The organism is Sphingomonas alpina (assembly GCF_014490665.1).
GTDB classification, from domain to species: domain Bacteria; phylum Pseudomonadota; class Alphaproteobacteria; order Sphingomonadales; family Sphingomonadaceae; genus Sphingomonas; species Sphingomonas alpina.
The window spans coordinates 3,322,327-3,335,884 of record NZ_CP061038.1 but is presented as its reverse complement, the minus strand read 5'-3'; the positions used below and the strand labels follow the sequence as shown (position 1 = coordinate 3,335,884).

At 58.6% G+C, this 13,558-nt stretch carries 13 protein-coding genes; 4 read left to right on the top strand and 9 right to left on the bottom strand.

Annotated elements, in window-relative coordinates; translation table 11 throughout:
- Positions 1 to 19: 19 nt before the first annotated feature.
- From H3Z74_RS15590 to H3Z74_RS15575, 4 genes are all read right to left on the bottom strand, one after another.
- Positions 20 to 2,035 (bottom strand): ATP-binding protein, encoded by a 2,016-nt coding sequence (locus H3Z74_RS15590; RefSeq protein WP_187760511.1) that lies wholly within the window; start codon positions 2,033 to 2,035, stop codon positions 20 to 22.
- A 253-nt stretch (positions 2,036 to 2,288) separates the two neighbouring features.
- Positions 2,289 to 2,810 carry a hypothetical protein gene (locus H3Z74_RS15585; protein WP_187760510.1) on the bottom strand — a complete coding sequence of 174 codons (522 nt, stop codon included), beginning with the start codon at positions 2,808 to 2,810 and terminating at the stop codon, positions 2,289 to 2,291.
- A 301-nt stretch (positions 2,811 to 3,111) separates the two neighbouring features.
- Positions 3,112 to 3,858: a hypothetical protein gene (locus H3Z74_RS15580; RefSeq protein ID WP_187760509.1), complete on the bottom strand. Its 747-nt coding sequence runs from the start codon at positions 3,856 to 3,858 to the stop codon at positions 3,112 to 3,114.
- A gap of 208 nt (positions 3,859 to 4,066) precedes the next feature.
- A complete protein-coding gene (locus H3Z74_RS15575; RefSeq protein ID WP_187760508.1) occupies positions 4,067 to 4,660 on the bottom strand; it encodes a hypothetical protein in 594 nt (197 codons plus the stop codon).
- A 269-nt stretch (positions 4,661 to 4,929) separates the two neighbouring features.
- Here H3Z74_RS15575 and H3Z74_RS15570 point away from each other — a divergent pair, with 269 nt between their 5' ends.
- Positions 4,930 to 5,427: a hypothetical protein gene (locus H3Z74_RS15570; RefSeq protein WP_187760507.1), complete on the top strand. Its 498-nt coding sequence runs from the start codon at positions 4,930 to 4,932 to the stop codon at positions 5,425 to 5,427.
- Between the two features lie 196 nt (positions 5,428 to 5,623).
- Positions 5,624 to 5,974 carry a hypothetical protein gene (locus H3Z74_RS15565; RefSeq protein ID WP_187760506.1) on the top strand — a complete coding sequence of 117 codons (351 nt, stop codon included), beginning with the start codon at positions 5,624 to 5,626 and terminating at the stop codon, positions 5,972 to 5,974.
- Positions 5,975 to 6,093: 119 nt separating this feature from the next.
- Here H3Z74_RS15565 and H3Z74_RS15560 read toward each other — a convergent pair whose 3' ends face one another.
- Both H3Z74_RS15560 and H3Z74_RS15555 read right to left on the bottom strand, forming a co-directional pair.
- Complete coding sequence (locus tag H3Z74_RS15560) at positions 6,094 to 7,143, bottom strand: hypothetical protein (protein WP_187760505.1); 1,050 nt, start codon at positions 7,141 to 7,143, stop codon at positions 6,094 to 6,096.
- Positions 7,144 to 7,704: 561 nt separating this feature from the next.
- Positions 7,705 to 8,127: a hypothetical protein gene (locus H3Z74_RS15555; RefSeq protein WP_187760504.1), complete on the bottom strand. Its 423-nt coding sequence runs from the start codon at positions 8,125 to 8,127 to the stop codon at positions 7,705 to 7,707.
- 619 nt (positions 8,128 to 8,746) lie between these two features.
- Here H3Z74_RS15555 and H3Z74_RS15550 point away from each other — a divergent pair.
- Both H3Z74_RS15550 and H3Z74_RS15545 read left to right on the top strand, forming a co-directional pair.
- Positions 8,747 to 10,150, top strand: a complete 1,404-nt coding sequence (locus H3Z74_RS15550; protein ID WP_187760503.1) for a hypothetical protein — start codon at positions 8,747 to 8,749, stop codon at positions 10,148 to 10,150.
- A 103-nt stretch (positions 10,151 to 10,253) separates the two neighbouring features.
- Positions 10,254 to 10,766, top strand: a complete 513-nt coding sequence (locus H3Z74_RS15545; protein WP_187760502.1) for a hypothetical protein — start codon at positions 10,254 to 10,256, stop codon at positions 10,764 to 10,766.
- Between the two features lie 45 nt (positions 10,767 to 10,811).
- On the opposite strand, the gene H3Z74_RS15540 is transcribed toward H3Z74_RS15545, so the two are convergent.
- The 3 genes from H3Z74_RS15540 to H3Z74_RS15530 all read right to left on the bottom strand — a co-directional run bounded on the left by H3Z74_RS15540 (position 10,812) and on the right by H3Z74_RS15530 (position 13,491).
- Positions 10,812 to 11,369 carry a hypothetical protein gene (locus H3Z74_RS15540; RefSeq protein WP_187760501.1) on the bottom strand — a complete coding sequence of 186 codons (558 nt, stop codon included), beginning with the start codon at positions 11,367 to 11,369 and terminating at the stop codon, positions 10,812 to 10,814.
- Positions 11,366 to 12,220: a peptidoglycan-binding domain-containing protein gene (locus tag H3Z74_RS15535; protein WP_187760500.1), complete on the bottom strand. Its 855-nt coding sequence runs from the start codon at positions 12,218 to 12,220 to the stop codon at positions 11,366 to 11,368. The genes H3Z74_RS15540 and H3Z74_RS15535 overlap by 4 nt, the downstream gene beginning before the upstream one ends.
- Before the next feature lie 152 nt (positions 12,221 to 12,372).
- The gene (locus H3Z74_RS15530) at positions 12,373 to 13,491 is read right to left on the bottom strand and encodes a phosphatidylinositol-specific phospholipase C1-like protein (protein WP_187760499.1); all 1,119 of its coding nucleotides are present in this window, start codon (positions 13,489 to 13,491) and stop codon (positions 12,373 to 12,375) included.
- Positions 13,492 to 13,558 lie beyond the last annotated feature (67 nt).

The following is a 13,558-nucleotide window of genomic DNA, read 5'->3' as shown; positions in this document are numbered from 1 at the left end:
AATCTACCAAGATCGGCGTTCAGTCGGGTGAAAAGAAGCTTCTTCCGCTAATACCAGCCCGGTCAAAGAATGCTTTATTGCGATCGGTGGCGTCCTTCAGCAAATCATCCCATCCTATCAGCTCGATTGATCCCGAAAAACCATCTCTTGGAATATACCTACGTCCGCCAGTTCCGGCAATTCTCTCCCAAGAGTAAGTCCACTCATCCATTTTTCCGACAATATCTGCGATGATAAAACAGTTAAATACGGTTGACCCATTAAGTTTTATTGGCCTTCCTTTTACGTCTAGCTCTCCGCCGTTTTGCAATAACCTAACATATCGTTCAACCTGTTGCTGAGGATTTTCATCATTATTATAGCTTTTTCTACCAGGTCGTTTAAACTCAACTAGAAGTACACGCGCCATTTCATCAGCTTGTCGAAGCGAATGAACGGTGTTGAAAATCAAGACGTCGGCTCTCTCCTCGCTTTCAAATGCGGATCCGAGTTCCCGGAATGGGCGATCTGAGCTAAAGTATTCGGCAAAAGTCAGTCGCTCGTCAATTACCCAAAGCTCATGCGATGATGCCGGCATGATCTTTAGCTCATCGCCTACTGTTCTGATGCGCATCGGGCATATTAGATTATGTAGAACAGATTCGGTCTGATAAGAGCTATCGGTTTCGGCTATTCTGACCTTTTGTAATAGCACTTCTAAAAATTCCAGGACCGCTTTACGTCTAACGACATACTCAGCAAGACTTTTAGTCTCTGCTTGCTCAAGATCGTTTACCGCCTGAGCGACTGCCGCGTAGAATCCTTCACTATTAACTTCTCCACCTTTAAGGGTTTTAAAGGTCGATCGGATTGATTCAGCTTGCTTGTAATCTCGACGGAATCTTTGTCGTGCTAAATGGCTATAAATTGCATCTGGCTTTCCCTCGCCTGTGGGAATGTATTTCTGAAGCTCTTCTACAGTGCCAAAGCCGACAGAAGGGTAAGTTTCTACAATCCCAGCAATTTGCTTTCGTTGCTTGACGCTTTGCTCTTCTAATGGTTCCGCCAGAAAATGCTCCACATGCGGAATGCATACCTCGTTTACAATACTATCCAACAGATGGTCGTCGAATGTGAAGCCAGTGCGCTCTTGGTTCACGTGTTTATCTAAATAGCTACTAAATAGGCAAGCGTGAAACACGCGATCCGCTGCATCTCCGAAGTATCCAATTCCCAATCGACCATCAATACATTGTGAGACAACTGTTCGATCGTTGGCTATGAAATGGATAAAGTGATTCCCGCCCAAGCTCGCGCTCGCACTTTTATGGCATTCGAGAAGTGTCATTCTAAAGAGCCCGAGCTCTCCGAACGCTAAGTCTTTGATCTCGATTTGCCGACTTATGTGCTCCGCCATATCTCTAGGATAAGTTCTGGATTCATCCCCGCAGTTTACCTCGATCGTTGGAGATTTACCGCCAACAAAAACGGGTAGAAAGTGCGAAAATATGTGCTGGAAAATATAAGCTGACCGGCTAGGGAATTTTTCTAGATATCCGTTGTCACGAATCTCTGAGAACTTTATCCTCGTGCCAGGTTGAATATTTGATGGTTGATCGCCTTCTGTAAGGTCAACAATTTGCTCTTCATTGTTCAGTCTGAAACGGAATTGCCTCTCTTTTTTGAGGTCGCCTACCGTGTATCTAGATCGTATTTCAATTCTACCGAAGCAATCCAACCACAGCAATCTGCCAACGCCTTTACCTCCGAAGGTAATTTTATGGTCTGTATCTGTAGTTAGGAACGCTTCGAAATTTTCATCGTCCAAGCCGATTCCATTATCTTCGACAGTAATCCATATCTTACTTTTATCGCGATCCATACCAACAAACACTTCGACCAAGCCTTTTGCCGATGCTCGCTCTTCCCATCTGGTATAGATTGCGTGAATTGCGTTGCTGATCGCCTCAAACGTGGGTTGGAGAGCATCAGACGTGCGAGCGGGCTTCGGAAGCCGTTGCACTCGCTTAACCAAGTTGGCGTAAAGTTTCGCCACCGTCATCCTCTCGTTTGGGCCATATGCCGCGCTGTGGTACTCTTCGGGTGGAGAAGTGCAAAGCGAAAGCACGGGAGCGTTTGCCAGATTAAGACCTTATCGGTCTTAAGTGAATCTATTACGGTGCCAGTTCACTTAACCTCCAAACTACCCCTCAAGGCTGCTCGCCCGGTTCATTCACCTCTCGCCCTTCCCTTGTGCCTGACCAACGTTGCAGGCTCGTTCGCCAAAGGCATCGGCGATGCTTCCGACATTATTTGTCCGGCACTGGGTGGCTTTTCCGAAGCGGATCTTGCGGCGGCAGATACACTGCCGGAGGCCGCGTTGCCGACCAGATATTTGCCACCTTATTGTCCGATATCGTCAGGAAAATTCTGTAAACCAGCCTGTTCTCACACGCCCATGCAACTCTGATTTCGAGATCACCCAACAGATACGGTGTCAGATCACGGCACTGCTTCCTCAGCGTTTTAATCGCGGACAAACAGCTGGCGTTGACGGGACTCGATAACCATTCAGGCGTGGACAGTTTTTTGAGCGCTCTCCGGTCGCCGCGCTCAGCCGCCTTGATATAATCATCGACAAGCTTTGCGTCGCTCGCGATCGGCGGCGACGAGCTGGTCGCAGCGGGACCCAGATTCGCTTTCAGGTCCGGTACCTCGCAAGGCCTGCCGACAACGCCGAAATAGGCTTCGCTGGCCACCTGTTGCGCATGGGCGGGGGCCGGCTGAACCGACGGGGCGATCACAAAAGCCATCAAGGAAATGAATCGCACCGGTCGCACGCGCCCCTCCATCGTTGCCGCAGCGACAACGACCCAGGCCCGTAACGGGCTTTCGCAACGACCGCCACCGGGTGCGCAGATTCTAGCTGCCGATGAGCCACAGGACCCGGCCGGAACGGTGCGCGCCATGACCTTCTGGGCCTGTTGGGGCTGTCCTTAATTACGGTGACAGTTTACTTAACCCCCAAACTACACCCTCAAGGCTACACGTCCGACGCATTCGCTTCTCGGCTTCCCTCGACTACGGTGATAGTCCACCAACTAAGCGTCCGAGCCTCATCCGCTACAACCGTCACCGCAGCCGCTGCTGACCCACGAAATCGACAAAACTACGAAAATTCGCCGTCGTTGACGCTTCCATCGCTGTCTTCATCTCGATGGTGAGCGGCTGCACATGCGGCAATGGGGAATCGTTTTTCCGCTTATAGGTCTTGCCCCCGGCCTTCGGACCGGAGAAATCCCGCAACCAGAACTCTATCACCAGTCGATCGCTCCCGACCAGCAGGGCCCCAATCGCTCCGGCGCGCTCCCATGCCATCTCGGGATTTGGAAAAATGGCGTATAGATTGCCGATAACGAGGTCGGCGTAACAGCTGGTAGGGGACTGCACGAGCCGACCGGCGATACGGTTGAGCGGAGTCTTGTCGATATCGATCATCTCCGCATGCCGCACCACGGTTACTGCGCCCGCCTGCGGCAGCAGCTTTTTGAGGTCGTCGTCGGAGAGCGCGTTGGCCCGGCTCACAGTGTCGAACAGGCTGGCGTTCGACAACGGATTGGAGCGATCCATCTGGGCGGGATCCACCGTGATCTTGATAAACGCGTTCGGCCGCAGTTTGAAATTCGGCCGACCCGCGCCCCAGACATGCAGTTCGCAGCCGCTATTCACGGGCGCGGCACCAGGAGTGGACTCGTTCGCCGCGGGGAGGGATGCCGTGGGAGTACCGGCTGTCTGCGCCCCGGCTAGCAACGGCTGAAGTGCCGTCAGCGCGGCACTCGCGACCAGCGCGGCGCTTAGCAAATATCTCGATCTTTTCATGTTCCCCCCTGACGCCAGCTTATACGGGCCGGAGATGCTCGACAACGGGCGCGAAAGTTACGGGGAAGAAGATTACGAGAAGATTACGAAGACACGTGCGATAACCCCTAAACTAGTGGAGCGCGGTGATGAGCTGGCGTTCGTGAAACAGCCGGAAGGCCTCGACAGCACACCGTAACCTTCGTTCCCAACAACCGCCAAACCCCCATCATCGACAACCCTTGATAAACTTGCTCGCAAGCATCTCGTTGATATCGGGTGCCTTGGTCATCAGAACCACCACATGCGACCAGGGCCGGTTCGCCGGAACTCTCACGACCGCAACGCCGATGCCGCCAATCCGGACATGCGCGGGGCAATCGAAGGTATCGGCCTTGTCCGCGATATCGATCTGCCGCACGAGCCATTGTTCGCGGCCGGGCCAGTCGGGCACGAAATAGCCGACCATCCGCACGACATCCTTGTTGAGCGATGACCTTGTCGACGGATCTGCGGGATCGTTCATCTCGATCTCGAACCGCACGGAATAAGGTTTGTCGGTGTGCCCGTTATCGGACTTGCCGGTATAGCCTTTTTCCCATGGCTCTCGATCCGCCCCATCATGGATGGAGATTAGCTCGAACACATGATCCTGCAGGCCGCATTGATAGGGTGAACTGCCGGTAATCTTGCAGCCGCCCAGTCGCGCGAGATCGTGAAGAATGATTGGCAACGGCTTTTCGAGCCCGGATTTGGGATTGACGACCGAACGGGGAGGGAGGTCCGCGCTGCAACCGGAAAGCAGGAAGGGCGCTATTGCCAAGGCCAATGGTCGGTTCCTCAACGATCGCATGGCCAGCGTCATTCTCCGGCGGCATTGTGAAATGCCACGATGCCATGAACCAATCTTAACCGATGTTCACGTTATGTCTAGAAGCCTGTGATGTCGAAAGATCGCCATCGGAACGGTGATATGAAAGCCTTGGGGCAGTACATGATCATTCTAGCGAAGGATGACAAAGCCCAGGTTCCCACCTAATCCACCGATCCTTGAACCACTTGCACCCCACAACCCACGGAAAAGGTAACACCGTGACACCCCTGAAGCTCGCCGTCGCGGCCACCCTCTCGCTCACCGCCACCCAGGCCGTTGCCGCCGATCTCTGGCGCGCTCAGTCCGTGGATGGGCTCACCATCCTGTTCGACGGCGACCAACTCGGCAAGGCGCGCGATTTGACCAGTGCGGTCTATTATATGGAGGGTCCGCTCGTCGCACAGCGCTTCGCGGAGCTGCATGTCGAATTCAACTGTGCCGCCCGGCAGGTCCGGGTGACCAGGACCCTGGTCTATGATTCAGACTTCAAGGCAACACCCGGTACGATACCGCCCGGTAACGGCGCATGGGAAAAGGCCGATGACGGCGCGACCGGCAAGGCATTGACCGATTTCGCCTGCGGTCCGCGCGGTGAATGGCCGCGTCTCGGCCGCAAACAGTCCGAGCAGGATTGGCGGGCGGTCATGAAGCAACAGCCTTTGAAACAGGATGCCGGCAAGGCGTCCACGCCATCCGGTGAGACGCCACCGCGCTAGCGTTACGGCGACGGCCTGTTCGTCCCCAGGCCAGCAATGCCGGCGAGCGCTCGTTCACCGGCTTGCACGCCCCGCCCACCTGACCGCCTGTTCCTGGCCGTGACGGCATTCGTGAACGCCATCCGATCTGCTACGATACAGGATGTCCGCTCGAACCTGGCTTGCCGATGTCGTCATTGTGAATGACGCGCCCGGCATGAGTGTGCCCGGCGGCGTACTGATCTTCCGTAACTTCGAGGATGCGCGATCCTATCTCGAGCATTGGGCGGATGAGCTGGAGCTGCCGGTATTTTCCGCATCCGGTGAGAAGCTTGTCATCGTCGCCGATGTGCATGGCAACGTGACGATCGACCGCCGGGAGCCTTATGATCGGGGCGAGGAATGGATCACCGCTTGCCTGCGGCACAATGCCCAGGCGGTCTTTGCCGCGCGGCTTCACCGTTCCGGCAAACGCTGGAGGCGCGTTTATCTCGGTGAGGCGGAGCGAGCGGGCGTGCTGCCGGAAACGATCGAGGGCCTTATCGCCTATATCGGCTTCACGATCTGAATGCCCGTCGCTGATTGCATTGGGTCATTTCCGAAATTGCGGCGGCAATTTGCTTAATCGAGCGCGCAGCCATCATGGCGCATGTCTGCCGGAAAGAGGGGGTGCGGGCGGTTCCCTCGTTATGGCGAGAGGGGCGTGGAATCTTCGTCCCGCTCCACGGATTTCCCAATCGCTTCGCGCATGGCGGCCAGCCATTTTTCTCTCGTCTCTTCCTCGTTGGAGATGATGTCGGGAAGGGGATCGGATAAATCCCGGATCGTGAACACATGGCGTTTTTTCCCCAGTTCCCGCCAATAGCCTTCCACCCGATAGACCGTGTCCGGCTTCGCTTTTTGCGCGAGTTCGGCGCTCATCGAGGTTGCGATAATGCCCATCTGCCTTGCGGCATTTTCCGGCTTGGTTACGCGGAATTTTGGCGGATGCTCGTCATCGAATGAACCTTCGACAATGATGGACTCGTTTTTCGCGGTATAGTCGCGGATCGGCTCGCGTCGGGCGTCTTGCGCCGAATAGTCCGGCGCCGGTATTTTCCGGGCGTTTTCTATCACGGCCTTCTGCTTGCAGCTGACCATCACGCCGTCATTGGTATAGAAAACGATCTCCTTGATCTGATAGTCTTCCATGTTCTTCGCCGCGCACTGATGAAACTCGACCAGCTGCGGGTGTTCCTTGTTGTTGACGATTCCCTGGATCAGGCTCTGCACGCCCCAGAATATCAGGCTGGCGGCGACTGCGTTGGTTATATTGATGCGATCGAGCCCCAGGTCGATCTTGAAGGTGACGCTGCCAATCACACAGTCAGTCAACAAGGCGCGGCCTGAGGTCAGCCCGAGCTCGAACGCAATATATCGGACATACTCATCGGCGATTTCGAGCATCGCATAGGCCGGAATCGGATCGTCGACCTCCAGGTGGAGGGCAATGAACCGATCGGCCCAGATCGGAATTCGATCGAGCAGCGCGGGGTCGACGTTCGTCGCGTTGCTGGCCACGCTGGCAAGAAAATCGGCTCGCCGCTCGGGGTCGAAAAGCTCGTCAAGCTGCTCGACATCCTTGGAGCGTTCGATGCCGGGAAGCAGATCCTCAAGTCTGTAGCCGGGCAGCGATGCAATGCGGGAGCGCACCCGGTCCATGTAAGTCGTTTCCGTACCAACCATGACTTCCGACATTCTGCTCCCCCGGAATCTGCCGACCTTATGTCTATCTTTACTCCACACAGCGATCTGCTCCTTGCGGATACGGCTGCGACCTGGCTTTCGCGGATGCCTATACGCGGTGATACTGAGTTGTCAGCGCACTTAATGCCCGGATTCGGTACGAAATACTGTGAGGATGCACGGACGCCGGTGACCCGCGCAAAACCCCGGAAGAACGCGCAATATTCGCGGAGATTTACCGGGTTTTCAGCAGAAGTAATTGATATTCATAGGTAAATTGTAAAATTCTCCACCGGCTTCGCGCCGGGGATATGGTACAATCCGGTGTAACATATCTCCCCGCCACGCATGCGCCGCTCGATTCCCGCGAGTTCTGCACCCAGCACCTCACCTATGGTGAGCTTGCGGTGGGGACCCGGCGTCGAGCGCGGCACGACCTTTCGCCGGCCTGCCGCCTGTCCCGAGTTCGCCACGGTGACGCGGTTCGGCGAATCCGCCGCGGCTTACGGCTCGCCGCCGTCCAGATCCCCCACGCATTGCAGCTCGGGATCCGTCTTCGCCATGCGCTTCAGCTCACGCGCCCGGGCGGTGATGCCCGGAAACAGCGCGTCGGGCGCCACGTGATAGGCTGTGATCAGCCGTACCGCCCAGGCATAATGCCGGGCGCCAACGACGCAGCTGTTGCTGCCGCCGTCCCCCCTCGCCCCAGACGTTGCGCCATGCGGCCTTGCCGTCGCGCGTCAGGATCGACTGGAAACCGCCGACCGCGCCGTCACCCTCGACATAGGCGATCGCCCGCCGGCCGTCATGGAAGACACGGAACTGCCGGAAGGTGATGCGCAATCGCGGGTCGTCATCGCCGTGCAGCGTCTTGAGGATCGCGGCGCGCTCCGCGCTGCCGACGACAGGGGTATAGACCGGGCCGGGCCCGGCGACGGCCGGCGCGACCGCAAGCACCATCGTTGCGGCGATCAGGCGGTGCGGCCAGCGCATCATGCCGCCCGTCCAGGGCGCGCGGCCAGCGGGACGAGGAGATCGCCGGTTGACCCGACTGGTTTCGAACCATCGGCGGCACAGCGGGCGCGACGGCAAAACGGCGTTCTGGAGGCGGTCATCATGCGCCACCCATAGGCGCGAACCCTTCCGGCCGCCAAGGCCAGTGCAGATCCCGGACGCAAGGAAACGGGTCGCAACCGAACGACGCGCGGTCAAGGATGTTCTTGTTATGTACGCGCAGTTGCGGTATAGCATTGGCATGGGCCTGGTTGCGGATGCCGCATCAAAATCCGGTGCCGGCCCTGATTCAATCCGCCGTCCGCTTATGGCGGCGTGCGGCCGGACGAAACGCCGTCCCGCTCTTTCTGATGGCTGGCAAAACAACAACCAAAGGCTCGCCGCCGCCATATCCCGATCGTCCCGCAGCACGCCCGCAACATGGGGTAAGATTCCTGCAGGATTCCCCGTAACCGGACACGCCGCGGCGTCCCCATGGCGCGCGTATCGGTTCACGCCTTATCGGCACCGATCTCCCGCCCCGATTCAACATTTCCGTCCCGCCGCTAATCCTCCCGCGACATGCCGGTGACCGCCGCGCATGGGATTGCAGGAGATACAGGTGCAGCAACACTTCGACCAGGATCCGTCGGCTGATCCGATCGAGCCCGCGGATCTGCCGGTGGCGGACACCGACACCCCCGCACCGGCCGGGGATCCGGTCGGCGATGACCTGGCCGATATCGCACCTGCCGACCCCGCCATGGCGGACCAGCCGGGCGAAACGGCCGCGCCTTCCCCCGGGCCTTCGGTGACCCCGGCCATGACACCGCCGATGGCGCCTGATGCCGATGACGCCGGCGCGGCGCAGCGCCGCATCAGGATGCAGCTCTATTCGCGCATGATGACCGACCTGCAGGTTCTGACCGGCGACAAGCGCATGGCGACCGATGCGGAGATCGACGAAGCGCTGACCCGCGCGGCGCGCGCCTTGGGCGTGTGGCGTCCGGCCGCGCAGGACGCTGTGTGGCAAAAACCGGCGTCCGATCCGCTGAATGGCGACATGGCGCCACCGCGCTTGCATGACGCCGCCATATTCACGCGCGAAGATCCCCGATCCGTATCGACCCCGTCCGGGCTGGACGCCGGGGCATCTGCCGGCCAGGCTCGGTTCGACACCGGGTTCGGCAATCCGCCGCCAGTGTACGCACTGGACTCCGGCGCCGAGAGACAGCCGCCCGAAACGGCACAGCGCGGCAATGCAGGCGGCATTTATGGTCGGTCGGCAAAGCCGGCAAAGGATTATAACAAGATCAGGCTTGGGCCGAAGGACATGGCCTATCAGCGCAACCTGATCCCGTTCGATAATGACATTATCGAAAATACCCTCCTTCCTTCCGGGCGCAGGAAGAAGGAGCTGGAAAAGCTGATCACACAGGGAAAAGCGGACGACATTATCTCGCGCTATTTCCAGATCGAATATAGCCGCGATTTCACCTCGAATAATCCGCTCCGCGCGGAAGCGCACAGAAACCTGATCGCGAGCCTCAGGCTTCTTGTCGGCACTGGTGTCGGACAGAGGCTGCTCTTGAACATGGCGTATAAAGGAGCCCGGCAGAAGGTCGTTTTGAGCCCGGTTGGCGAGACGCAGGCAGTGTCTGGGGAGGGGAGTGCGATATTATTCAATTTTCGGCAGGTGGGGGAGGTTGAGGATCTTCCCAAAGATATCCCTCAAACGTATCGGCTGGCCATCGCTGTTGCTCATGAACTTGGCCATTCGATCCTCGGTTATTCGGATCCGGCAAAGATGAGGGGCGCCAATTGGCCGGCCATGAGTGAATTTGTGAAAATGTCCAAACCAGAACAAAAGACGATTATCGATACTATGCTGCCAAATACGATGGGCGATAGTGTGAAGTATGTTGAAAATGCCTTGAGAGCGGAGCTGAATGTAATTCCAAGAAAATCATACCTTTTGGAGAGGCATTGGAGGCCATTTTATGACGTATATGAGAAAAATAAGTGAAAATCTGACGATTTTACGCTTATGGAGTAATTATAAAATTCGCAAATGAGTTAAGCTTTTCTTGCAGGATGTGATGCCGGAGAGAGTGTATGGAGGTACTGTCATGAGAATAATGAAGATAGCACAAGGCGCTATCGCGTTTTTACCTGTCTTATTTTCCGTGTCTTGTGCAGATCATTCCAGGAAATCGGAGCGGCAGATTAAGGAAGAAAATAAAAAATGCCCGATATTGTTTAACTTTGGTGAAGGACAGTTTCTGGATTTGCGGAAGCCGTGGAATGCGGTGAGAGATGCTGAAAATCATATGAAAAATGGTAGGCGAATATTGATAGTCATTCCAAGTAAGGCTGCGGGATACCGGACCCCGCACGACTATAAATATTCGAGTATCTGGACAAATATTATAAATAGCGACGAAAAACTTATAAAAAAATGTAAAATAGATGTTACGGGAATCGGATCTTTGGAGGGAATCAGGTATAAAATGGCTCATCCGGATGAGGATGTCTGCATGGATCAGAACAAAAATATGGAAATATATTCCGAGCAATATAATAATTACGTATTTAATAATATTGCCAATGATCCAAATTGCCGCGAATTGTTGCGCGAGTAACCTGCTCCGTCCTCAATTGTGCGCCGTCGCGGCCGCAGCGCCGGCTCAGAACCAGCTATCGGTTTTCGTCGTGAAGCGGATCGGCACGGCGCGGCCGGGCACCGCGACCCGCGCGGTGAAGGTCTGGCCGGCCGCGACCGCCGGGTTCGCTGCCGGCGGCCCGAACTCGGCGGTGATGGTCCGCGTCGCGCCGGGCGCCACGGTCAGCGCGCGCACAATGCCCGGACTCTCGACACTGAACAGCGCCGCGGAATCGGTGTCGGGATTGTAGGTCGGGCTGTCCGCCGCAGTGACGTCGGTGACCGAGCGCAGGGGCATGCGCTGCGCCGCGCGGTCCAGCGTCAATCCGGTGATGGTAATGCTGACCGGCGTGGCGGCGCCATTGTGATAGCGCAGCAGCAATGTCTGCGAGCCGCGGTCGGCCCAGCGGCCGCTGACGGTCAGCGAGAGCGGGCCCGCCGCCAGCTGCGCGGCCGGGCTTCCCTTGCCGTCCTTCGCGATCGTGATGCCGGGGTCGGCGACTGGCGCCATCGGGCCGGCCTTTTCCGGGGTGCAGGCGGTCAGTGCGACCGTCGCCAGGAGGATCGACAGGCGGCGGATCATGGCGCGGCGATCAGCTGCCCGATCGGCAGCGCCAGGCGCCGGCGCGTCTCGCTGTTCGGGCCGCCCAGGTCGCGATCGGCCTTCAGGCTGTTGCGCTTCTGGAACTCGGCGACCGCGTCCAGCGTGGCGCTGCGCTTGCGCCCGATCAGGCCATCGGCATAGCGCGGCTCAAGATAGCCGAGCGCGACCAGCCGTTCCTGGATCGCCTTGATCGCCGGGTCGCCGCCCGGAGTCAGGCTGGTGACCAGCGCGCGATAGGGGGCCTGGCGCTTGCCGACCCGGATCACGTCGCGGATATAGGGGAAGCGCGGGTCGAGTGGGGACGCGCCGCCGCCGATCACGCCGGGCCCGAAATCCCATTTCAGCCGCCGGCGGTCGGGCTCGCTCAGGAACCAGCTCTCGACCAGCGAGGCCTGTTGCTCGACGCCGAACTCGCTCCACTTCTTGCCCCAGTCGTCGCCATGCAGCGTATAGGCGCCGGAGCGATGCTCGTCCCATCTGCGGTATTCGCGCTTCTTGATGATGTCGCGCACGCCCTCCTCGATCTGGTCGAGGATCGACTGGCCCATATAGAAGGTCGGCCACACGCCATGATGCCCCTGCCAGACGTGGCAGAGCTCGTGGATCAGCGTCGTGCGCGACGCCAGCGAGTTCATGATGTTGAGAAAGCCCTGCGGCCAGCAGATCCGATAGATAAAGCGCCCGTCGGCAAGGTTGACCCCGGCCAGCGTGACCGCGGTGCTGCCGATCTTCCAGTCGGAGATATAGACGCGATCATAGGGCAGGCTGGTGCCGTAGACGCTGCCGGCAAGCGAGCGCTCCTGCGCGGACAGGGGGCGAAGGCGTCCCATCGATGACCTCCTGCCGGCCGGTGCGAAAACTCGCCGGACCATATGGTCGGGTGGCGGGCCTGTCCATGACGATCTCGCAAATAGGGTTACATGTCCAGTCGTTACGCCGGTATCTCCTCATCGGGACCTTTGAACGAAGCCGGCGGCACGCCCTACCGCTTCCGCTCCACATCCTCGCCTGCGCAGCCGGTCCGCTCCCGCACCGGGCTGCACCGCGCGACGACCCCGCCGGGCAACCGCACCGTATAGCCCCCGGCAAAGCGCGCATCGGGCCACAGATAATCGGTCGAGACATATTGTGCGCCGCTGGCCAATGCCGCCTCGCGCCGCTTTGTGTCATTGACGCGCGCTTCCCTGGTATCGGCATCGGCGCGGGTGCGCACCAGATAGCCCGCGGCGACGTCGCGTGCGATGCGTGGCCCGTCCGCGATCGGATCGTTGATCGTCAGATAGGCGGCGGCGGGCGAGTCCTCGTCGGTACTGATGAAGAATATCCGGCCCTCGAGCGATTTTCGCGCGCCGCGATAGGCTGCGACCTTGTCCGGCGTCTCGTCCAGTGTGAACAGGAATTTTCCGCGCGATCTGGCCAGTGTCGGCCAGTTGCCGGCGCGCACCGCGTCGCGCAGCGTCGGATATTTCCCCTGCACCTGGTCGGGCACGATCAGCTTGCCCGCCGGCAGTACCGAGCGGATCTCGGCATCGAGCGCGTCCCAGGCGGCATCATCGAACGGTAGCGCATTGATCCCGCCGCGCGCGGCGAGCTGCTCGTCCTTGGCGTTGAACATCAGCATGATCGGCACGTGCTGCGGATGCGCGTCCGACCAGCGCTTGAGGATCGTCAGGCACTCGGTCAGCAGCACGCAACTGCTCGAATTATCGATGCCCGGGACATGCAGCACCTTGAACCCGGGGCGCAGCAGCGCCGGGTCCTTCGACCCCCGGGCATAATGCCCGCCCTTGGGGTCGTAATTTACGTCGAGCTCGATCTGCCGCGCCCCCGCGTCGAGCTGCTCGGCAAGCGGCCGGTGCGCATAATCGAGCGACTCCGCGATCGCCGGGCTCACCGCGCGTACCAGCTTCATGGTCTGCTCCGGCATCGCTAACTTGTAACTGTTATGCGTGCCGACCACACTGATATCGTTCAGCCGCAACGGGCCGGTCCGGGGCCTGGGGGCGGGCGGGGCGGTCGGAGCCGGGACGGGGGTAGGGGCGGCGCGCGCATCCGCCTGCGCCGTAGCGGCTGCAAGTATCGCCATCAGGGACAGGATCATCCGCTCTCTCCGCTGCGTGTTTCGGTACTCGGGTCAGCGCCCGGCTTGTCCTTTGTCGAACCTCCAC